Origin of the sequence: Pontibacterium granulatum, assembly GCF_029961155.1 — a bacterium.
In the GTDB taxonomy this organism is placed as follows: Bacteria; Pseudomonadota; Gammaproteobacteria; order Pseudomonadales; family Balneatricaceae; genus Pontibacterium; species Pontibacterium granulatum.
In genome coordinates this window covers 23,414-45,645 of sequence record NZ_JASBRH010000002.1, presented here as the reverse complement: position 1 = coordinate 45,645, position 22,232 = coordinate 23,414, and the positions used below count along the sequence as shown (strand labels likewise).

Genomic DNA, 22,232 nt, shown 5'->3' with positions numbered 1-22,232 from the left:
CTTTGCGAAAAGCTGTGCTATCCAAAAAAGGAGGATACGCAAAGTGGCGTTCGGGAAATCCCTATAAAAATCATGGCGATCAGCACGTATGGGGTGACTCCAAAACGCACAATACGGTTTTCCAGATAACGAGTACGGAGGATCCCGTCATGTTTGAACAGATGGAAAACGCGGGCCTGGAAAGGCTTCATCTAGCCTGCGACCCTGAGAGCGGTTTAAGAGCAATCATCGCGATTCACTCCACGGCACGTGGACCCGCAATCGGTGGCTGTCGTTTTATCACCTACCAAAGTGAAGCTGACGCCATCACGGATGCAACCCGACTCGCCCGTGGCATGAGCTACAAAGCCGCCCTGGCCGGACTCCCTCATGGCGGCGCCAAAGCGGTGGTCATCAAACCCGATCATAACTTTGATCGGCATGCCCTGATGAAGTCCTTCGGACGCTTTGTGCAGGACTTGGCTGGCAAATACATCACAGCCATGGACAGCGGTACACAAACCAGTGATATGGACTCTATCAGTCAGACCACCAAATGGGTCACTTGTACCAGCCAGACCGGCGATCCATCACCCTACACTGCGCTGGGTGTGTTCGAAGGGATCAAAGCCTCAGTCAAACACATCCACGGCAGCGATGACCTGCATGGTATCCATGTGTCTTTACAGGGTCTGGGCCACGTCGGTTATGCCGTCGCCGAACTGCTCTATAAAAGCGGTGCGCACCTGACTGTCTCCGATATCGACAACGCCAAAGTCCTTAAAGCAGTCAATGAACTGGGGGCCAAAGCGATCGCTCCTGATCGAATCTATGGGGTCGAAGCCGATGTGTTCTGCCCTTGTGGTCTTGGCGCCATCATCAACGACCACAGCCTGCAACAGCTGCACTGCCGCATCGTGGCAGGCTCGGCCAACAATCAACTGGAACGGGAAGAACACGGTGAGCTGCTGCGCCGCCGAGGCATTCTGTACGCCCCCGACTACCTGATCAACGCCGGAGGCCTGATCTTCGTCGCCATGCAACACGCCGGACAAAGTGATGCTGCGATCAACAGCAAAGTACGCCAGATAGGCACCTCGCTAGGCCAGCTGTATCAGCAGGCCGATCAGGAAGATCGCTGCACCCACCGTATCGCCAACGAACGGGCCGAAACAATCATCGCCCGGGCGGCACTGCATTCTGCTGCGTAAACCTCACAGAGGAGTAGAGCACATGGACACTGTTTATGAAGGCGATATTCGTTATCGCCAGTATCTCAGCGCGCAGGGCAAGGCCACGGCCGAGTTGCCGGCGTGGGCAAAAGATCCCGAATGGCTGACCCTCTGCTACCGCAATATGGTTCTGGCCCGCGCCCTCGATAGCAAAGCGATTGCACTGCAACGCACCGGTCAGCTGGGCACCTATGCCTCCTTGCTGGGATCGGAGGCAGTCGATGTTCCTGCCGGTTTACTGATGCGTCCGGAAGACGTATTGATCCCCTACTACCGTAACCACGCCTGCCAGATGCTGCGTGGCATGCCCATGGAAGAGATCCTGCTGTACTGGGGCGGCGATGAACGGGGGAACGCGTCTGCTCAGCAGAGACAGGATTTTCCCAACTGCGTACCCATCGCTACCCAGTCGATGCACGCCTGCGGTGTTGCCACCGCCATCAAAATGCGCAACGAAAAACGTGTCGCGGTGACCTTCTGTGGCGACGGTGCCACCTCCAAGGGCGATTTCCTGGAAGGCCTGAACGTAGCTGGCGCCTGGCAATTGCCGGTGGTGTTTGTAGTAAATAACAACCAGTGGGCGATCTCCGTCCCCCGCGCCCTGCAAAACGGCGCACCAACACTGGCCCAGAAAGCGATCGGCGCAGGCATCCGCGGTGAACAGGTAGACGGCAACGACGTGATCGCCGTGCGTGAAGCGTTCGAACTGGCCCTGGAGCGTGCCCGTGACGGCAAAGGCCCAAGCCTGATCGAAGCGATCAGCTACCGCCTGTCGGACCACACCACTGCCGATGACGCCACCCGCTACCGCGACAACGAAGAACTGAAAAAAGCCTGGGAGCTGGAACCGGTAAAGCGCCTGAGGACCTTCCTGCACAGCCAGGGCTGGTGGGACGAAACCCAGGAAACCGCATGGCAGGAGGAGGTCAATACCATGGTCCAGACCGCCACCGAACGTTACCTGGCCACACCGGCCCAGCCGATCGAATCGATCTTTGATCATCTGTTTGCCGAACTGCCCAAGCAGCTGCACGAACAGCGTGACTGGGCAATGGTAAAAGCGATGAAAGGAGGCACACACCATGACTCATGAAGCAATTACCATGGTCGAAGCGGTCAACCTGGCACTCGCCCATGAGATGGAACATGACGAAAACGTGGTCATCCTGGGTGAGGATGTGGGCACCAACGGCGGTGTATTTCGTGCGACTGCGGGCCTGAAGGATCGTTTCGGCAACCGCCGGGTGATGGATACCCCGCTTGCGGAAGCGATGATCGGCGGCCTCACAGTAGGTATGGCCAGCCAAGGCTTAAAACCGGTCGCCGAGATCCAGTTCATGGGCTTTATCTTCCCGGCGCTGGAACACATCATCTGTCACGCCGCCCGTTTGCGTAATCGTACCCGGGGGCGTTTGACCTGCCCGATGGTACTGCGTGCACCTTTTGGTGGCGGTATCCATGCACCGGAGCACCATTCCGAGAGCACCGAAACCCTGCTGGCGCATATTCCAGGCCTGAGAGTGGTGATCCCCTCCTCCCCTGCCCGCGCCTACGGTTTGTTGCTGTCCGCTATTCGCGACCCGGATCCGGTGATATTCCTGGAACCCAAACGGATCTACCGTGCGAGCAAACAGCCGGTACCGGACAACGGTGCTGCCCTGCCGCTGGATACCTGCTTTACCTTGCGGGAGGGATCCGACATCACCCTGGTCAGTTGGGGGGCCATGGTGAAAGAGACATTGGAGGCCGCCGAACAATTGGCAGAAGAAGGCATCAGTTGTGAGGTGATCGACGTGGCAACTATCAGCCCGCTGGATATGGACACCATCCTGGCATCCGTGGCCAAGACCGGTCGCTGTGCCATCGTTCACGAGGCCTCCCGTAATCTCGGTGTGGGTGCCGAGATCACAGCTAACCTGTGCGAAAAAGCGTTGATGGATCTGCAAGCACCACCGGTGCGTATAACCGGATATGACACGGTGATGCCGTACTACCGACTGGAAAACCATTTTATGCCCAACACCGCCGACATTAAGGATGCGGTCAGACAGACACTGGAGTTCGTATGAAATACTTCAAACTGCCGGACCTGGGTGAAGGATTACCCGAGGCCGAAATTGTGGAATGGCACGTCAAGGAAGGTGATGAGGTAAAAACTGACCAGATACTGGCATCGGTGGAAACCGCCAAGGCGATCGTTGAAGTGCCTTCGCCGCAGGACGGTGTGATCGCCCACCTGTTCGGCGACGTGGGCGACACCATCCACACCGGCGAACCGCTGGTTGAATATGTCAGTGAAGAGAGCGACGACAGTGGCACCGTGGTGGGCGAAATCCCGACTGCCGACAGCGCTGCATCCGGGGATGACTTTATCATCGGCGCGGCGCCCAGTACCCGCGCCCACCTCAGCGTCCGAGCCACACCGGCGGTCCGTTCACTGGCCAAACGCCTGGATGTGGACCTTAACGGCCTGCAGGGTAGTGGACGAGACGGTGCTATTACCCCCCAGGATGTGGAGCAGGCTGCCAACATGAACCGAACCCATGGTCATGCCGAACCGTTACGTGGGGTGCGCAAGCAGATGGCCAAAACCATGGCGCTGGCCCATGCCGAAGTGGTACCGGTTACCTTGTGTGAAGACGCCGATATCCACAGCTGGCCGGCAGGTACCGACATCACCATGAGGTTGGTGAACGCGATCGCCGCTGCCTGCAAAGCGGAACCGGCCCTGAATACCTGGTTCGACGGCAGCAGCCTGAGCCGGCGTCAGCACCGTAAAATCAATCTTGGGGTCGCCGTGGATACCGAACAGGGGCTGTTTGTACCGGTCCTGCGCGATATAGGGAGACGCAGCAGCGAAGAGTTGCGGGCCGGCCTGGACCAGATGCGCGCTGACGTGAAAGCCCGCACCATCCCGCCGAAGGAGCTGCAGGGCGCTACGATCACCCTCAGCAACTTTGGCACCATAGCCGGTCGTTACGCATCACCGGTGGTCGTTCCACCGCAGGTGGCGATTCTCGGCGCCGGTGTAATCCGCGAGCAACCGGTCGCAGTTAACGGCCAACTGGTGGTGCACCGGGTAATGCCACTTTCACTGACGTTTGACCACCGCGCAGCGACTGGAGGGGAGGCCGCTCGTTTTATGGCTGAAATCATCCGAGTTCTTGAACGGGAATTCTCTGAAGAATCAAATGGTTAAAATTCGAACAAGCGTTGTCTAAAAAACAGAATCAATTCGTTCGACAGCCTTAAATGTGAACTACACTAAAAAGCGAAACCACCAGAGAGAACAACATGATGAGCCCTTAAGCGTTTGATTTTAAAGGATCTCAATAGGAAGGTGACCACAATGAGTATTTTTGAGCATTATAGAACCCGCTACGAGTCAACGAAGCAAGAAGAGATGTCTCTGCACGAGTATCTCGCTCTGTGTAAGCAAGACCCGTCGGTTTATGCCGATGCTGCAGAAAGGATGCTGAAAGCGATTGGTGAGCCGGAGATTGTAGATACTGCCTCCGACCCACGTCTCAGCCGCATCTTCTCGAACAAACTGATCAAGCGCTACCCTGCGTTCAGTGAATTTTATGGAATGGAAGATGCCATCGAAAACATTGTGGCATATTTCAAGCACGCCGCTCAGGGGCTCGAAGAGCGCAAACAGATCCTTTATCTTCTTGGTCCGGTGGGGGGTGGTAAATCCTCGCTGGCAGAACGACTGAAATACCTGATGCAGCACGTGCCGTTCTATGCGATCAAGGGCTCTCCGGTATTTGAATCGCCGCTGGGCCTGTTCAATCCGGAAGAGGATGCTTCCATTCTGGAAGAGGAATACGGCATCCCGCAGCGCTACCTGAAAGGTGTTATGTCGCCGTGGGCGGTGAAACGCCTGCACGAATACGGCGGTGACATCACCAAGTTCCGCGTTGTGAAGCTGTATCCGTCTGTTCTAGACCAGATCGCCATCGCCAAAACCGAACCCGGCGATGAGAATAACCAGGATATCTCCAGCCTGGTGGGTAAAGTGGATATTCGTAAGCTGGAAGAGTTTGCCCAGCACGACCCCGATGCCTACAGCTTCTCCGGTGCTCTGTGCCGTGCCAACCAGGGCATGATGGAGTTCGTAGAGATGTTTAAGGCACCGATCAAAGTGCTGCACCCTCTGCTGACCGCCACCCAGGAAGGCAACTACAACAGTACCGAAGGTATGGGCGCCATCCCGTACAACGGTATCATCATGGCGCACTCCAACGAATCGGAGTGGCAGGCCTTCAAGAACAACAAAACCAATGAAGCCTTCATCGACCGTGTGTATATCGTTAAGGTGCCTTACTGCACCCGGGTAACCGAAGAGATCCATATCTACGAGAAACTGCTGGAACACAGCTCACTTTCAAATGCACCATGTGCACCGGATACACTCAACATGCTGGCCCAGTTCTCCGTGCTGTCCCGTGTTAAGTCGCCGGAAAACTCCAGCATATACTCCAAAATGCGGATCTACGACGGTGAGAACCTGAAAGACACCGATCCAAAAGCCAAGTCCCTGCAGGAATACAAAGACTCCGCCGGTGTGGACGAAGGTATGGATGGTCTTTCCACCCGATTTGCCTTCAAGATTCTGTCCAAGGTGTTCAACTTCGATCCGTCGGAAGTAGCCGCCAACCCGGTACACCTGATGTACGTATTGGAGAAAGAGATCGAACAGCAGCAGTTCCCACCGGAGATGCAGGAACGCTACGTGGGTTTCCTGAAGGAGTTCGTACAGCCGAAATACATCGAGTTCCTGGGTAAAGAGATTCAGACCGCGTATCTGGAATCGTACTCGGAGTACGGTCAGAACATCTTTGACCGCTACGTAACCTATGCCGACTTCTGGATTCAGGATCAGGAATACCGTGATCCGGAAACCGGCGACATTCTGGACCGCCAGGCGATCAGCGAAGAGCTGGAGAAAATCGAAAAACCTGCCGGTATCAGTAATCCAAAAGATTTCCGCCATGAAATCGTCAACTTCGTTCTGCGCGCACGGGCCTCCAACCACGGCAAGAACCCGGCCTGGTCCAGCTATGAGAAGATGCGTACGGTGATCGAGAAGAAGATGTTCTCCAACACAGAAGATCTGCTTCCTGTTATCTCCTTCAACGCCAAAGCTTCCCGCGACGATCAGAAGAAGCACAGCGAATTTGTTAAACGCATGATCGAACGTGGATACACCGAGAAACAGGTTCGCCTGCTGTCCGAGTGGTACATCCGCGTACGTAAGTCGCAGTAATCGCTGAATAGCAGACTGCCCGGAAGGCCACCTGGCTCTCCGGATATTACGGATCAATTAGCAGGTCGCTGTTTGCGCAGACTGTAAGTGAGCATCGACCCTTCATGGGGATCGGAAGTATGAGCTATATCATCGACCGCCGTCAGAACTCGAAGAAGAAAAGCACGGTCAATCGCCAGCGCTTTCTGAAACGCTATAAGAAGCACATCAAGGAAGCGGTAGAGGATGCGGTAAACAGTCGCTCGATCACCAACATCGATCAGGGCGGTTCGGTTACCATCCCCCGACGCGATATATCCGAGCCGATCTTCCACCATGGTCCTGGCGGTAAGACAAAACGTGTATTCCCGGGCAACAAGGAATTTGTTGTTGGGGATGAATTTCAACGCCCTTCCGGCGGTGGCGGAGGCGGTGGTGCCGGCGAAGGCAGCGCCAGCAACCAGGGCGAAGGGATGGACGACTTCACCTTCCAGATCAGCCAGGATGAGTTTCTCGACTTCATGTTCGATGGCCTCGAACTGCCCTACCTGGTCAAGAAGCAGCTGAAGAACACCACCCAGTTTGAAACCCGTCGTGCCGGCTTTACCAACGCCGGGGCACCGGAAAAGATCCATATCGTGCGCTCCCTGCGTTCGGCACAGGCACGTCGTGTGGCGCTGACCGGTAAAGAGCGTCGTGAGATCCGCGAACTCGAGCAAGAGATCCTGACGCTGGAAGCCCGCCTGCCCGATGAGGAGGCGGCACAACAGATCGTCTGTCTGCGCGAGCGCGTGGAGGAGCTGAAAGCGCATATCAAGCGTATTCCCTGGATCGATGACTTCGACATCAAGTACAACAACACGATTCGGGTACCGGTGCCGTCCAGTAAGGCGGTGATGTTTTGCGTGATGGACGTATCCGGCTCCATGACCCAAAGCATCAAAGACATCGCCAAGCGCTTCTTTGTTCTGCTGTACCTGTTCCTGAAGCGGAACTACAAGCAGATCGAGGTGGTGTTTGTGCGTCACCATACTCACGCCAAAGAAGTGGACGAGCAGGAATTTTTCTACTCCCGCGAAACCGGCGGCACCATTGTTTCCAGCGCGCTCAAGCTGACCGCTGAAATTCTGGAAGACCGCTACCCACCAGGCGATTGGAACATCTATGTCGCCCAGGCCTCGGATGGGGATAACTGGGATGGCGACTCCAACATCTGTGGTGATCTGCTGGACGCTAAGATCCTGCCGAAAGTGCAGTATTTCTCCTATGTCGAGATTACCACCGGTCCACACCAGAACCTGTGGATGGAATACGAGAAGGTGCATGCGAAATGGGAAGATGCGTTCGCCATGCATCAGATAACGGATGCATCGGAAATCTATCCTGTCTTCCGTAAGCTGTTTGAGAAGAAGACCGAGGGGGCCGCATGAAGAAGGAACCTATCTCCACCGGCGCAGAATGGACCTTTGAACTGATCGAGCGATACGACCGGGAAATTGCCCGTATCGCCGCAGGTTACGGTCTGGACACCTATCCCAACCAGATTGAGATTATCACGTCCGAACAGATGATGGACGCCTACGCCTCAGTGGGCATGCCACTCAACTACAACCACTGGTCGTTTGGCAAACAGTTCGTTGAAACCGAGCAGAATTACAAACGCGGTCGCATGGGCCTGGCCTACGAGATCGTGATCAACTCCGATCCCTGTATCTCCTACCTGATGGAGGAGAACACCATGACCATGCAGGCGCTGGTTATTGCCCACGCCTGTTATGGCCACAACTCCTTCTTCAAGGGCAACTATCTGTTCCGCACCTGGACCGATGCCACTGCGATCATCGACTATCTGCTGTTCGCCAAGAACTATATCCGCAAATGTGAAGAACGGTACGGCGTTGCCGAGGTGGAAGAGATCCTCGACTCCTGTCACGCCCTGATGAACTATGGCGTCAACCGCTACCAGCGTCCACAACCGCTTACTGCGGCGGAAGAGCGCGAACGCCAGAAGGCGCGAGAAGAGTACATCCAGCGCCACGTAAATCAGCTGTGGAACACCATCCCGCAAAAGGAAACAGAGCAGAAAACCACCGAGCAACGTTTCCCGGCGGAGCCCGAGGAGAACATTCTCTACTTCGTTGAGAAAAATGCGCCATTACTGGAACCCTGGCAGCGCGAGATCATCCGTATTGTGCGCAAAGTCTCCCAGTATTTCTATCCACAGAAACAGACCCAGGTGATGAACGAGGGCTGGGCGTGCTTCTGGCACTACACCCTGCTGCACGGTTTGTATGACGAGGGTCTGGTCACCGACGGCTTTATGATGGAGTTTCTCCACTCCCACTCCAGCGTGGTCTACCAGCCACCGTTCGACAGCCCGTACTTCAGCGGTATTAACCCATATACCCTGGGTTACAACATGATGCAGGATATTCGCCGTATCTGTGAAAACCCAACGGCGGAGGACCGCGACTGGTTCCCGGATATTGCGGGCAGCGACTGGAACGAAACCCTGCACAACGCCATGCGCAACTACAAGGATGAGAGCTTCATCCTGCAGTTCCTGTCACCGGCACTGATCCGAGAGCTGAAACTGTTCACCATCCTGGACGATTCTGAAAAGCCGACGTTAGGTGTTTCTTCGATTCACGACGAGATCGGTTATCAGCAGATCCGTGAAGACCTGTCAGCCCAGTACAACCTGGGTAACCGCGAACCCAACATCCAGGTGTATAACGTCAACGTACGCGGCGATCGCGCCCTGACCTTGCGCCACTATGTGCATAACGGTCAGCCACTGGCCGAGGACAGCGAAGAGGTGCTGCGTCACCTGCACCGCTTGTGGGGGTTTGATGTGCATCTGGAGTCGGTCCTGCCGGACGGAACAGTCAGCAACTCGATGCATTGTCCGCCGATACAAACGGACATGATTCAAGCAGCGATTTAATGATGCCCCGCTCATCGCTATACTGCTGTGAACTCAGCCGTATCAAGCAATGAAGGGTATCACTATGGACTGTTTGTTCTGCAAGATTCTGAACAAGGAAATTCCGGCAGATATTATCTACGAAGATGATCAGGTCATCGCATTTAACGATATTAACCCGCAGGCACCAACCCATGCGTTGGTGGTCCCGCGCAAACATATCGACACCGTGAATGATATTGCCGATGACGATCAGGCACTGGTTGGCCACATGGTGCAGGTCGCAGGCAAGATCGCTAAAGAGCAGGGCTTCGACGAGAGCGGTTACCGCACGGTCTTCAACTGTAACAGCCACGGCGGCCAGACGGTTTTCCACATCCACCTGCACCTGCTGGGTGGCAAGCCACTGGGTTGGCCTCCGTACTTCGACGAAAACCTCAAGCAGCCGGTGGCATAACGGCATAAAAAACGGGCACTGCAGGTGCCCGTTTTTAGTTACTGAGAAACTAACTTAAGCAGTTTTTGTTAACGATATTTGGCTGCCGTAATAAACTCTCCGAAGGTCTCACACCAGACCAACACCGTGTTGTACTGCTCCAGATCCACACCATCGGGCAGAGTCACCACAAAGTTATCAAACGTTTTTATCTCGCCCACCCGCAATGAACTGCGTTTAACCTGCAGGAACTGCTCTTCCGTTTCCACAAATTCCGGTGAAAGATAAAGCTTGTAATCAGGGCCTGGCGATACCTCCCCCATCAGGGAGATTGCTGTTGGGCTCACATATACCATGCCCTCGCCCCAATGCAGCAGGTCACTGCCCGCCAGATCACGCTTAAACTCGGCGTTGTAGGTTGAAGTAGACGCAACCGCTTGCACTTCAGCCATCGTTGGCCCTTGCGGTTCGGTCAGGATTGGCAGCATGTAGATACCCAGCGCAAAACCAAGCGCAACGGCACCAAGGTGGGTAATCATTAAAAAGATACGCATCATGAGCTCCTCCAATCGCGTCCGCTCATAACCGTTATATCTGGCTATAGTAGGGTTCGTGCGCACTACATCAGTTTTCAGTTTATTGTAAGTGTAGGCGGAAATCGCCAGGCATTATGAAAAAGGCAGCCAAATCGGCTGCCCTTTTGTAATGGAATCAATCGAATCAACCGCGGCTCAGCAGCTCACGCAGATCGATGATCGCCGCATTAGCGCGGGAGATATAGTTCGCCATCACCAGGGAGTGATTGGCAAACAGACCGAAGCCGCCGCCGTTGAGGATCATCGGGCTCCATACGGTATCCTGAGACGCTTCCAACTCACGAATGATCTGACGCAGGCTGACGCGGGCGTTTTTCTTATCCAGAGTAGGGCCGAAGTCTGCTTCCATGGCACGCAGAATGTGCAGCAGAGCCCAAGTGTAACCACGTGCTTCATAGAATACGTCGTCAATCTCAAGCCATGGCGTTTTCACTTCCTGCTCGGATGCCGTCGCTGTGGACTGGGTTGCTTCCGCTTCACCCGCCAGATCGGTGTTCAGGCGCTTCTGGCCGACACTGGCACTCAGGCGCTGGGACAAGCTACCCAGACGGGTCTGCACGTCAGCCAGCCAGTTGTTCAGGTTGTCTGCACGGGCATAGAACTGGGCATCCGCCTGACCACCGTCAGCCAGAGCCGTCAGGTAGGTCTGCAATGCTTCCAGACCCTCTTTGTACTGGGACTCGGATGACGGCAGCATCCAGCTGTTGTTGTCGAAATGGAACTGCGGCTCGGCAACCGTCAGCGCCGGGTACTCGACCGACTGGGACTGGGAACGGCTAAAATCTTTGCGCAGCGCGCGACTCAGGTCACGGACCTGCACCAGAACACCAAACTCCCAGTGGCTGATATTATCCAGCCAAACACCTGGAGGGGAGCGATCGTTGGTGATGTAGCCACCGGGTTTATCCATCAGGGTCGTCATCACCTGATTAAGGGTGTATACCGTGGTGTAACCCGTTGCCGGAGTCAGGCCACGCGCCTGCGCATCCTCCTTCGCCGCCACTACCGGATTAAACTCGGCTGGCGTCATACTCCAGTACATGCCTACCGGAATCGACAGCACGAGGTATGCACCCAGTGCAGCCAGAACCATACGGACCAGTTTGCCGCCCGGTGTGGCATCCCAAAGATCCACACACCAATCAAATAGTCGTCCCATCTGTCTTCCCTAAGTACTATGTCTGCGCGTGATTATGCCCCATCCACCGACAACTGGACAGGTTCCACCATTAAAATCGGACACTATCTGATCGGTGTGAGTCGTGAAGCATTAAATGTCCTTTACCATCATCAACCATTTACCGTTGTGTATAAGGCTACCGAAGCGGATGAACTCCTCCTCGGCAATCAACTGGAAACCAAAGCCCTGGCACAACGAACACGCTTCAGTGTTTTCGCTGGCGACCGCAATACTGAGCTGACGCAGCCGCATCGTCTGCGCTTTTTGCTCTATCGCTTCCAGCAACTGCATTGCGAGGCCGCGATGACGCATGCTTTCATCCACCGCCAGCGCTGTGATGTTCCACGTCTCCTGTACTTTGGTTTCCAGCTGAATCAGTGGTCGGATAAATGGCAGGAAATCATCCAGCCGGACCGGCAGATTGGTACCTTGCAGATGTCGCCCGGAAATCAGCCCCAGAACCTGGTGCCCCTGGGCAATCACCGTTGTGTTGTGAAAACTGAAGATGCCGCTATCTTTCGCAATCAGACGAGCTCCCGCCTGTAACGGGGTTTCTTCCCCTTCGGCAAGGTGCTCCCAGATACATCCAGACATCCCTTCGGACGATAGATTGGTCAGATAGGCAAGTGCGTCGGCATCGGTCGAAAAAGCCGGTCTGATGTTCATCGCCATACCCCTAACGATCGTTAACACTCTAAGGATAGACCGTAACGTTCAGATTTGAGGTCAATATGTAACGTAGAGCTTACAATCAACGGATTATGTTATGGCTGCATGGCACAAAAAACCTGCCAGTCCTGCTGCACACAGCGTGCATAGTGTGGCGCAACAGCGCGCAACAGGCGTACAAACGCTTTTTTCTGCGGCAGAATCTCGCTACGAATGAAATCGCCAAATCGCGATTCCGGCTCCTGCACACAGTAGGCCCCCCGAGCATGCTCTCGGCCCAGTACCTCGCCCCAGATCGCGGCCATCTCCAGGTATTCATCGGCGTTGAGTTTGTGCGCCGGGTAGTCTTTCTTAAACGGAGAGCGCTCTCTGACCGAGTACAGTTGCCCTTCCAGGCTTAGCCAGCCCAACCATCCATCCGGATGCTCAGCAATCGCACGAAACGCATCTGCATGACGCCGCCCCTCATGGGTAAAGGTTTCCCGGTACCAGTGTTGCTCCGGCAATGGCATCACATCCACCGAAGCCGGTTCGCGTTGCTGCTTGATATCGAGAATCACATTGTTCTGAGAACAATCCCCCTCCATCAGCACGTAGTAGCGCCGACTCCCTAGCGATCCGGTTCCCGCCTGAGTGCGGCGCGCGATATCCAATACTTTCGGAACGGCGTCTACTTCCGGTATCCGGGTCTGGTGATAGTCATCCACGGCAGCTTTGATCTTCAGAAACAGGTCATCTCCTACCGTTTCAAGTTTTTCTTGGTTGTGATCAAAGGTACTGAAATTACCGTTCGTCCACTTGCTTAGCATCCTCTCACGGGTATTTTTCTCATGTACTTTCTGTAGAAATTTTCGCAGCGGCTTGGGCGCATGTTCCATACGGATAGCCGGACAATCGGGCCCAGCTTTCGCTACAGTGGTGATATAGCTGTTACCCAGCTTTTTCACTGCGCTGTCCATCAACTCATCGCTGTAGAACTCACGTTCCTGCAGATCCAACACCATACTGGCCGCCAGTCGCCACAGATCAAACTGATAATCCGCAACCACCGCATCATCAAAATCATCCATGCCGAAGTAGATCCGATTCCGGTGATCATGCAGCGCGCCAAAGTTGTAGATATGAGCGTCACCCTGCAACCAGATCTGGCTCTCCGGGCGCCCGCCAAACAGCGAGATACGCCAATCCCGTGACACATCGTGCCAGTAGAGATGGCTGCTGCCACGATAGAAGATGAAGGGAGACTGGGCCATTTTTTCAAACTTCAGCGCCCGATCCGACTGGGGCAACCCCGCATTAAAACGTTCAATCTGTTCCTGGACCTGAACCGCACGGGTATGAAGAACTTTCATCTGTCGCTCCTTCTACTGACCTGCTTGCCCTGAAACAGTGGCAACAAAAAAGCCCGATTGCAATCACAACCGGGCTTTCTCATGTTCAGGCATCGACAGGGATCAGAGCTTGAATTTCTGTACCAGCATATTCAGCTCATGAATCTCCCGACGGATCTCTTCGGTCGCTTCAACCACACGCTGGGTATCTTCCTTGGTTTCCCCAGCAACGGCGGAAATATTCACCACACGCTGATCAATATCGGCAGCAACAGCACTCTGCTCTTCGGAGGCTGTAGAGATCATGGTATTCATGGAGGAGATGGTCGAGGTGGAGTCAATAATACCCTGCAGCGCCTCAGCCCCCGCCTGGGAAAGCTCACTGCTTTCCCCCGCCAATTGGGTGCTACGCTCCATCGAAGACACCGCGGTCTGAGACTGCTGCTGGAGGCGCTCGACGATGTCCTGAATCTGGTGGGTGGACTGCTGGGTCCTCTGTGCCAGGGTACGTACTTCATCCGCCACAACCGCAAAACCCCGTCCCTGCTCACCGGCACGCGCCGCTTCGATCGCCGCATTCAACGCCAGCAGGTTAGTCTGTTCGGCAATATCGTTGATTACCGAGGTCACCTGATCAACCGCCTGGGTTTCGTTTTCCAGTTGCAACAGCAGCTCTTCTGTTGCTTTCAGCGTTTTCAACATCTCTTTGGACTGTTGCTCGGATCGGCGCACCATTTCACCACCCGTATTCGCCTGCTGGTCGGTATCCCCCGCCGCACGCTCGGCTTCTACTGCATTACCAGCAACTTCCTGTACGGTGGCGGCCATCTCGGTAATTGCCGCAGCCACCTGCTCCAAATCATCGTACTGGCGGCTGACACCACGCTCGGTATCCGCGGTTGCCTTGGCCACGCGGTTTACATGACGGTCGGTATTACCAGCCACGACCTGCACTTTCGCCATCAGATCGCTGACGTGCTGCAACATATCGTTGTAGCACTTAAACAAGCGGCCAATTTCGTTGTCTTCGCGGGTGATACTGAAGCGGTGGCTGAAGTCGCCACTGCCCACCTGACTCATCCGCTTCTCCAGACGCAGGATGTTATCCATCAGCATACGCAGGCCAAAGACGCGTCCCATCACCACCAGCACAAGGATCAGAATGACACAGACAAAGGCAATCATCAGGTAGCTACGGGTGATGCTGCCGGACTCCTTGGTCATCATCACCACCGCTTTGTTCATCTCTTTGAGAACAACCGGCGACTGTTTATGAATATCGGAGAGTGTTTCACTGGAAGCGTTGTCGATGTGACGCAACAGAAGCCCTTTATAGTTTTTCCACAGCCCTTCGACTTTCTGCAACTGGGCCAGGATTTCAGGATTGCTGATCCGTTTCATATTCTGTGCAGGATCGCCATCGACAATGGCCCGATGGGAGTGCTCGAAAAGGTTGATCGTTTTTTCCAGCACCGCACGTTGCTCGATCCCCGCTTCCACCAGCATTGCCTCTTTCGCAATACGCTGACTCAGCATACGCTGACGACCGGCAACGTTAATGGTATTGGGGTCGATCGCCATACTGAGGTACAGAGAGATACCCGATGCCGCTGCCAATAGGAAAATGATTGCGTACGACAACAGAAACTGCTGGTTCAGCGTGCGACAGCCCAATGCACGTAACATTCCGTCGATTACTCGGGCAATACCAGTATTCATCAAGAACACTCCCTCAATAAAAAGTTATCCGCTTGAGTGTAGAACAAAGTTATAAGCTTACTAATCTAATAAGTGGTGTTTTCGGCAGGCTTACTCAGAAGTTAAGCCCTCTGATACATATCTATAGTTCTCAATGCTGCACTGCGTCATAATGATTTCACAGAGTTAACGTATCTTTAGAGTCAAATACCCATAGACGCTGGCATAACGGGAAACGCAAACATCGATTCCCAATATGAAGGAAAAACGTACGATGATCATTAAAGAGAAACCTCCCCTTCACGATCAGTTGGAGTTCTTTATCGAGCAGGCGATCAAAGCCACTCCAATTCGTACTGTCGTTGTTCACCCTGTCGATCACAATAGCTTGGTGGGCGCTGTTGAAGCGGCCGAGCGAGGTCTGATCCAGCCAATTTTAGTGGGTCCGGAAGGCAAAATCCAAGCCGCTGCCGACGAAAACAATCTCGACATCACCCCATACGAAATCATCGACGTTCCGCACAGCCATGCAGCAGCCGAACATTCCTGCAATCTTATTCGCACTGCTGACGCCAGTGCCTTGATGAAAGGCAATTTAGCAACGGCCGAACTGTTGAGTGCTGTGGTGCACAAAACCAAGGGAATCCGCACAGAACGCCGTCTCAGCCATGTGTTTGTGTTTGACGTGCCGAACTACCACAAACCACTGATCATCACCGACGCAGCCATCAACATCGCGCCCGACCTGATGACCAAGCGTGATATCACCCAGAACGCCATCGATTTCTGCCATGCGCTGGGTGTGGATGTACCCAAAGTGGCAATTCTGTCTGCGGTAGAGAAAGTGAAACCGGCGATTCAGAGCACCATTGATGCGGCAGCGCTCTGCAAAATGGCTGACCGCGAACAGATCCGTGGCGGCATTCTGGATGGCCCGCTGGCGTTCGATAATGCGATCTCCCAGCAAGCCGCCATCGACAAACACATCAAGTCGGTGGTGTCCGGTGATGCCGATATCCTGCTGGCGCCCGATCTGGAATCCGCCAACATGATCGCCAAGCAGCTGGTTTACCTGGCCGACGCAAAAGCAGCAGGGATCGCGCTAGGTGCCAAGGTACCAATCATCCTCACCAGCCGATCCGAGAAAACGCTGGGCCGCCTGGCCTCCTGCGCCCTGGCATCACACATAGTTCTGCACCCAAACGGTATTGAGGAATGAAGACGGTACTGACCGTCAATGGCGGTTCTTCCAGCCTTAAATGCGCTCTGTTCGCCCAGGATAAAAGCGGACTTAAAGGCCTGTTCACCCTTAAGCTGAGCAATATCCTCGGTAATGCCCGCTGCAAGATCATCAACGGTGGCGGAGAATTGATCGAAAACGGTGATCTGGATCTGTCTGCGGCATTCCGCGACAACCGTCACCAGGCCGCCCTGCAGCATGTACTGACCTGGATTGGTAAGAATGTCCCAAAGAGTGAGCTGATCGCCTTTGGTCACCGTGTGGTGCACGGCGGAGACCAGTTCAGTAGCCCAATGCGGGTCAATTCCCAACTGCTGATGGCGCTGGAGCAGTATGTGCCGCTGGCGCCGCTGCACCAGCCGTACAATCTGAAGCTGATCCGTGCTTGCCAGATTCTGGAACCGTCGCTGCCACAGATCGCCTGCTTCGACACCATGTTCCACGTCGGCCAGCCGAAAATGGAGCGTAGTTATGCAATACCACGCCGTTTCACTGAAGACGGTGTGCACCGCTACGGCTTCCACGGTTTATCCTATGAGTATATTCAGCGCCAGCTGACCCAACTGGACAGTGGCAACCTGAATACCGTGATCTGCCACCTGGGTGCCGGCGCCAGCATGTGTGCGGTAAAGGCCGGTCGGTCAATCGCATCCAGCATGGGCTTTACTGCGGTCGACGGACTGCCGATGGGCAGCCGCTGCGGAAACATCGACCCGGGTGTGCTGATCTACCTGGCACGCCATTACAATATGGATCTCGATGCGCTGGAAACTCTGATCAACAAGGAGAGTGGACTGTTGGGCGTATCCGGCATCAGCTCCGACATGCAGGAACTGCATCAGGCGGATCACCCACACGCCGAAGAGGCAATCGACATGTTCGCCTACCGCATCGCCCTGGAGGCGGGTCGCCTGACTGCAGCGCTGGAAGGCCTGCAGCAACTGGTATTCACGGGCGGCATCGGTGAGAACGATGCCAACCTGCGCCAGCGCGTGCTGGACCGTTGTGGTTGGTTGGGTATAGAGATCGATAAAAAGGCCAATGACCGCGGCGCACCTGTCATCAGCACCCAGAATTCAACGATCGTGGTACGCGTGATCCCAACAGACGAAGAGGCGATGATCGCCACCCATGTGGAAGAAGAGTTGCGAGCTTAACCGCTTTCTTTGCGTCAATTCGATCCAGACTATAGACAGCACCTGCAATCGGGGCTAATCATGTAGAGATTGGCCCCGATTTGTTATATCCAGGTTGAATCCATGCCAAAATCGACGGTTCAGACCGAAAAATTACGGATTCAACCCTGAGCAGGCTTGCACACCATGCCCGAGCATCACCCTTACAGCCTCCCTTTTCGCACCTATTTAAGCCGTTGCGCCGCACTGCTGGCCCCCCTACTCATTACTTTTAGCGGCAATGTCTGGGCCGGGAAACTGGCCGATTACTGGATGTATGACGAATACTATGCAGAACATCCGGAGCAACAGTACGCCTCGGCTGAACTGATTGCTGCCGTACGCAGCGAATCGGTGCCACTGGCAAAACCCAACAAGAAGATCAAGATCGGCATCATCTACCCCTCCATCCAATACTCCGGTTACTGGCTGCGCAGTGTACGCTCCTTTGCCTTGCGAATGGATGAACTGGGCATCAATTACGAGCTGCAAACCCGTTACACCAAGCCGTTCAGCGAGATCTCCAAACAACTCGCCCAGATCGAGGAGATGCTGGAGTGGAATCCGGACTATCTGGTCTACACTCTGGATTCGGCCCGTCAGAAAGCGATGGTGGAACGCCTGATACGCGGCACTAATATCAAACTGATCCTGCAGAACATCACCACCCCAATCAAGGACTGGGGTAACCGTCAGCCGTTTATGTACAGCGGTTTTGACCATGCCGAGGGCGCCAAGCGACTGGCACAGTACTTCAGGCAACGCATGCCACGAGGCACCCCCTACGCCGTACTGTTCCGCAATAAAGGCCTGGTCAGCGAGATGCGTGGTCTGACCTTCATCCGCGAGATCGGCGACTACCATGACCTGCAGGCCAGTTATTACGCCAACTCCAACCGTGAGGGCGGCTACAAGGCCACCTTGCAGATTCTGCAGGAGACACCGCATATCAAATATATCTATGCCTGTGGGACCGATACCGCCATTGGTGCGCTGGACGCCCTGCGCGAAACCGATCGCCAGGACATCATCGCCAATGGCTGGGGCGGGGGCTCCGAGGAGATCCAGGAACTGGTCAACGGCAACCTTAAGGTAGTGCTGATGCGCATGAATGACGCCAACGGCATCTCCATGGCGGAAGCGATCAAGCGCGACCTTGAAGGTAAGCCCGTACCTCTGATCTTCTCGGGAGACTTCACTATACTGGATGAGAGTATGTCGCTGGATGAGATAAAACGGATGGAAAGCCAGGCTTTCCGATACTCCAACAAGGATTTGTGAACACGGCCCCACTATGCGCGCCAACCTGCGGTTTAAAACGATCACCTTCCTGTTGCTGTTGCTGGCAACCTTTACCTTCCTCGTCTCATTTCTAGTCAATATCTTCTATGAATCGCGGGAGATCATCGGCAAACAGGTGGACTCTCACAACCACGCCCTGTCATTTCGCCTGGAGGAAAGTTTACGCACCTACCTGGATGGCGTGGAGGACAATCTGCTGACCATCCGCTCCAACGAGCGTATGATCGAATCCTTCTACCGGGGTGATCAGGCCAACTTTCTTGCCACCTTGTCAGCCTGGGAAGAAGAGTTCGAAAAGGTTCGCTACGACTTCATCGCGGTCGCCTTTCATGACACCAATCGCTGCTTCCTGTTTACCGGCTATTTCACCAAGCTGCACCACCTTTCCTGTGACGAGCTAATCGTCCAGAACGGCGGGCTGGACAGCTACGGCTGGAATACCCTGCAGATTAAAGACACCCTGCTGGGCGTGTACACTATCAATCTTGATATCAAAAGTTCAGGCAAGGTGATCGGCCAGCTGGCTGGCGGTGTCAAACTCTCCGATAACCAGTACCTGCTGGAGAAACTCTCCTTCTACGACCAGAATAGCCTGCGCAAAATCAGTTTTCAGTACGACAACCAACCGATAAGCACGGTGGAATATCCCAGCACCCGCCAGGACAATTGGCTAACCACCCTGCTGGCGATGGAGCAGGACGATAAGGTAGTGACGTCCTTGGGTGATACGGTGTTGGGGGACAACTTCAAAATTCAGTTTTACCCGGACAATGATGTCAGCCAGGACCTGCGCCTGCAGTTCTGGGAAACCATGATCTTTGGCTGTGTGGTAGCCCTGCTGATCTCCCTGGCGATCGCATTCACCCTCTCCAGCTCCGTCGATACCCAGCTGCAGTCACTGATCCTGTTTGCCCGTAAGGCGCACGCCGACAAGCGCACCACCTGGCGACGCACCAATATCTCCGACTTTAACGCAATCGGCGAAGAGATTGTGCAGATCATGCGCGACCTAAAGCAGAAAGAAGAGATGCTGGAGCGCACCAACAGCAAACTGATCGCCATCAACGAAGACAAACGCCGTATCCTGCACCACCTGATTAGCTCGCAGGAGCATGAACGATCACGCATCTCCAATGACCTGCACGACGACATGAGCCAGCTGCTGGCGGTGGTGCATATCAACCTGATCACCCTGAAGGATCAGTTGATGCACGAAGAAACTTCGAAGGAAACCGTCAGTGAGTGCCTTAACATCATCAACCTGATGTACGACAAGGTCTACAACCGGATTGAGTCTCTGCGTCCGTTCGAGATGAATGACTTCGGCCTGAGTGTCAGCATTCCTAAAATACCTACCATCAAACAGCTTGAGATGCAGGACTACGGTGTATTGATGGAACTGGAGCAGGAAAAACCGTTGAAGGACGAGATTAAGTCCAATCTGTACCGCATCACCCAGGAAGCCCTGACCAACATTATGAAACACGCCGAAGGCACCCTGGTCACTATCAAGCTTAAAGATGAGTTGCAGGGAGTCCGGCTGATCATCGAGGACGATGGCGTAGGCTTACCCAGCTCGTTGAAGAAAGAAGCCACACGGGGTGGTTTTGGATTGATGAGCATTCAGGAGCGGGCAGATTACATGAATGCCACCCTGAGTATTGGCCCGGGTAGTGATAACGAGGGCGTTGCTATTAATGTGTTTGTGCCGGCAGCATACGCTTATAGCGAGCAGAACATGCCTGCAGAATAACCCCGCGCAAGCTGACGCTCACCTGCACGAACTAATGCCACGGCGCCTAGTCTGAACGTTCGTAGGTGTTATACACAAACACGGAGAACCGTCAGATATGGGTCTGTTCAAGCATTTTGGCTTTGCGCTGTTTACCAGCCTGTTACTTAGCGGTTGCAGTGCACTGGTAACACCGGATAAAACCGATCAGATAGGTGCGCTGAAGCCCGGTACCTACCAGATTGATCCTCAACACAGCACACTGCTGTTCAAGATCGAACACCTTGGTCTATCCACCTATGTGGGGCGTTTCAACGATTTCGGTGCCAGTCTGGAGTTCGATCCGGCTAATATTGAGGCCACGCGATTAAGCGCCCGGGTAGACACCGCGAGTGTGGATGTGGATGACAGCATCATTGAAGGCACCCTGCAAAACAGTGACTGGTTTCACAGCGAACAGTTTCCACAGGCCGCTTTCACCAGCACGGCTATCAAGCCGTTGGGGGATAACCGTTTTATCTTTACTGGCGACCTGACACTGCGCGGCGTCACCAAGAGCGTCAGCTTTCAGGGACGTTTTAACGGCGGCGCCACCAACCTGCTGACCCGCAGGTACACACTGGGTTTTGCCGCCAGCGGCACGATTAACCGTACCGATTTTGGGGTCGATCGCTACACGGGCCTGGTCGGCGAAGAGGTCAAGCTTGAGTTCTATGCCGAATTCCAGCGCCAATCACCAAGCGATTAGCGGGAACGCTGACGCACCGCTTCAAACAGACACACACCGGTCGCCACAGAGACGTTGAGACTGCTCACCTCACCCGCCATCGGGATCTTAACCAACTGGTCGCAGTGTTCACGGGTCAGGCGACGCATGCCTTTACCTTCTGCGCCCATCACCAGCGCCATCGGGCCGGTCAGGTTGGACTGGTACACGTCCAGGTCGGTTTCACCGGCCGTACCGGTAATCCAGATTCCCCGCTCCTGCAACGCTTTCAGGGTACGCGCCAGGTTGGTTACCTGTACGTACGGCACCGCTTCGGCGGCACCACAGGCCACTTTAGCCACGGTTGCATTCAGCGGGGCAGACTTGTCCTTCGGCGCAATCACCGCGTGCACGCCCGCCGCATCGGCGGTACGCAGGCAGGCGCCCAGGTTATGCGGATCGGTTACGCCGTCCAATACCAGCAGAAAGGGTTGTTCATCCAGATTATCGAGCATCTGCTCCAGCTGTTTTTCGTTGTGGGAGCGGATCGGCTCACACTCCACCAGCACGCCCTGATGTACACCGTTGTCGGTCAACTGATCCAGCTCCTGGCGGCTCAGCCACTTGACGCGGATATCTTGCTCCTGAGCCAGTTCCAGCACCTGCTGGATACGTTCGTCTTTGCGCCCTTTCTGCGCGCACATGGAACGGATACGCTTCGCATCACGTTTCAGTGCAGTTTTAACCGCATGGATACCGAACAGAATTTCGTTTTGCAA

At 54.7% G+C, this 22,232-nt stretch carries 19 protein-coding genes; 13 read left to right on the top strand and 6 right to left on the bottom strand.

Features of this window, described 5'->3' with window-relative positions:
* The first annotated feature begins 149 nt into the window (after positions 1-149).
* The 8 genes from QKW35_RS02005 (at position 150) to QKW35_RS01970 (ending at position 9,845) form a co-directional block, all read left to right on the top strand.
* Positions 150-1,190, top strand: a complete 1,041-nt coding sequence (locus QKW35_RS02005; protein WP_282350446.1) for a Leu/Phe/Val dehydrogenase — start codon at positions 150-152, stop codon at positions 1,188-1,190.
* Between the two features lie 22 nt (positions 1,191-1,212).
* Complete coding sequence (pdhA, locus tag QKW35_RS02000) at positions 1,213-2,304, top strand: pyruvate dehydrogenase (acetyl-transferring) E1 component subunit alpha (protein ID WP_282350445.1); 1,092 nt, start codon at positions 1,213-1,215, stop codon at positions 2,302-2,304.
* A complete protein-coding gene (locus tag QKW35_RS01995) occupies positions 2,294-3,280 on the top strand; it encodes an alpha-ketoacid dehydrogenase subunit beta (protein ID WP_282350444.1) in 987 nt (328 codons plus the stop codon). The genes pdhA and QKW35_RS01995 overlap by 11 nt, the downstream gene beginning before the upstream one ends.
* On the top strand, positions 3,277-4,410 hold the full coding sequence (locus tag QKW35_RS01990; RefSeq protein WP_282350443.1) for a dihydrolipoamide acetyltransferase family protein: 1,134 nt from the start codon (positions 3,277-3,279) through the stop codon (positions 4,408-4,410). The genes QKW35_RS01995 and QKW35_RS01990 overlap by 4 nt, the downstream gene beginning before the upstream one ends.
* Before the next feature lie 150 nt (positions 4,411-4,560).
* Positions 4,561-6,483 carry a PrkA family serine protein kinase gene (locus tag QKW35_RS01985; RefSeq protein WP_282350442.1) on the top strand — a complete coding sequence of 641 codons (1,923 nt, stop codon included), beginning with the start codon at positions 4,561-4,563 and terminating at the stop codon, positions 6,481-6,483.
* Between the two features lie 119 nt (positions 6,484-6,602).
* Positions 6,603-7,892: a YeaH/YhbH family protein gene (locus QKW35_RS01980; RefSeq protein ID WP_282350440.1), complete on the top strand. Its 1,290-nt coding sequence runs from the start codon at positions 6,603-6,605 to the stop codon at positions 7,890-7,892.
* Positions 7,889-9,409, top strand: coding sequence for a SpoVR family protein (locus QKW35_RS01975; RefSeq protein ID WP_282350439.1), 1,521 nt, complete (start codon positions 7,889-7,891; stop codon positions 9,407-9,409). The genes QKW35_RS01980 and QKW35_RS01975 overlap by 4 nt, the downstream gene beginning before the upstream one ends.
* Positions 9,410-9,473: 64 nt before the next feature.
* The gene (locus QKW35_RS01970; protein WP_282350438.1) at positions 9,474-9,845 is read left to right on the top strand and encodes a histidine triad nucleotide-binding protein; all 372 of its coding nucleotides are present in this window, start codon (positions 9,474-9,476) and stop codon (positions 9,843-9,845) included.
* Between the two features lie 68 nt (positions 9,846-9,913).
* On the opposite strand, the gene QKW35_RS01965 is transcribed toward QKW35_RS01970, so the two are convergent.
* From QKW35_RS01965 to QKW35_RS01945, 5 genes are all read right to left on the bottom strand, one after another.
* Positions 9,914-10,381 (bottom strand): DM13 domain-containing protein, encoded by a 468-nt coding sequence (locus tag QKW35_RS01965; protein WP_282350437.1) that lies wholly within the window; start codon positions 10,379-10,381, stop codon positions 9,914-9,916.
* A 163-nt stretch (positions 10,382-10,544) separates the two neighbouring features.
* A complete protein-coding gene (locus QKW35_RS01960; RefSeq protein ID WP_282350436.1) occupies positions 10,545-11,579 on the bottom strand; it encodes a DUF2333 family protein in 1,035 nt (344 codons plus the stop codon).
* A 111-nt stretch (positions 11,580-11,690) separates the two neighbouring features.
* Positions 11,691-12,266, bottom strand: coding sequence for a GNAT family N-acetyltransferase (locus QKW35_RS01955; protein WP_282350435.1), 576 nt, complete (start codon positions 12,264-12,266; stop codon positions 11,691-11,693).
* A gap of 98 nt (positions 12,267-12,364) precedes the next feature.
* Entirely contained in the window at positions 12,365-13,621 is a 1,257-nt protein-coding gene (locus QKW35_RS01950; RefSeq protein WP_282350434.1) for a DUF2252 family protein, read from the bottom strand.
* A 102-nt stretch (positions 13,622-13,723) separates the two neighbouring features.
* Positions 13,724-15,319, bottom strand: coding sequence for a methyl-accepting chemotaxis protein (locus QKW35_RS01945; protein WP_282350432.1), 1,596 nt, complete (start codon positions 15,317-15,319; stop codon positions 13,724-13,726).
* 253 nt (positions 15,320-15,572) lie between these two features.
* On the opposite strand from QKW35_RS01945, the gene QKW35_RS01940 reads away from it, so the two are divergent.
* The 5 genes from QKW35_RS01940 to QKW35_RS01920 all read left to right on the top strand — a co-directional run bounded on the left by QKW35_RS01940 (position 15,573) and on the right by QKW35_RS01920 (position 21,495).
* On the top strand, positions 15,573-16,517 hold the full coding sequence (locus QKW35_RS01940; protein WP_282350431.1) for a bifunctional enoyl-CoA hydratase/phosphate acetyltransferase: 945 nt from the start codon (positions 15,573-15,575) through the stop codon (positions 16,515-16,517).
* Positions 16,514-17,695: an acetate/propionate family kinase gene (locus QKW35_RS01935; RefSeq protein ID WP_282350430.1), complete on the top strand. Its 1,182-nt coding sequence runs from the start codon at positions 16,514-16,516 to the stop codon at positions 17,693-17,695. Before QKW35_RS01940 ends, QKW35_RS01935 begins: the two co-directional genes overlap by 4 nt.
* Positions 17,696-17,860: 165 nt before the next feature.
* Positions 17,861-18,994 (top strand): substrate-binding domain-containing protein, encoded by a 1,134-nt coding sequence (locus QKW35_RS01930; protein ID WP_282350429.1) that lies wholly within the window; start codon positions 17,861-17,863, stop codon positions 18,992-18,994.
* Between the two features lie 13 nt (positions 18,995-19,007).
* On the top strand, positions 19,008-20,768 hold the full coding sequence (locus tag QKW35_RS01925; protein ID WP_282350428.1) for a sensor histidine kinase: 1,761 nt from the start codon (positions 19,008-19,010) through the stop codon (positions 20,766-20,768).
* Positions 20,769-20,865: 97 nt separating this feature from the next.
* Positions 20,866-21,495 carry a YceI family protein gene (locus QKW35_RS01920; protein WP_282350427.1) on the top strand — a complete coding sequence of 210 codons (630 nt, stop codon included), beginning with the start codon at positions 20,866-20,868 and terminating at the stop codon, positions 21,493-21,495.
* Here the strand turns inward: QKW35_RS01920 and rlmB are convergent.
* Positions 21,492-22,232: a 23S rRNA (guanosine(2251)-2'-O)-methyltransferase RlmB gene (gene rlmB / locus QKW35_RS01915; protein ID WP_282350426.1), complete on the bottom strand. Its 741-nt coding sequence runs from the start codon at positions 22,230-22,232 to the stop codon at positions 21,492-21,494. The genes QKW35_RS01920 and rlmB overlap by 4 nt on opposite strands.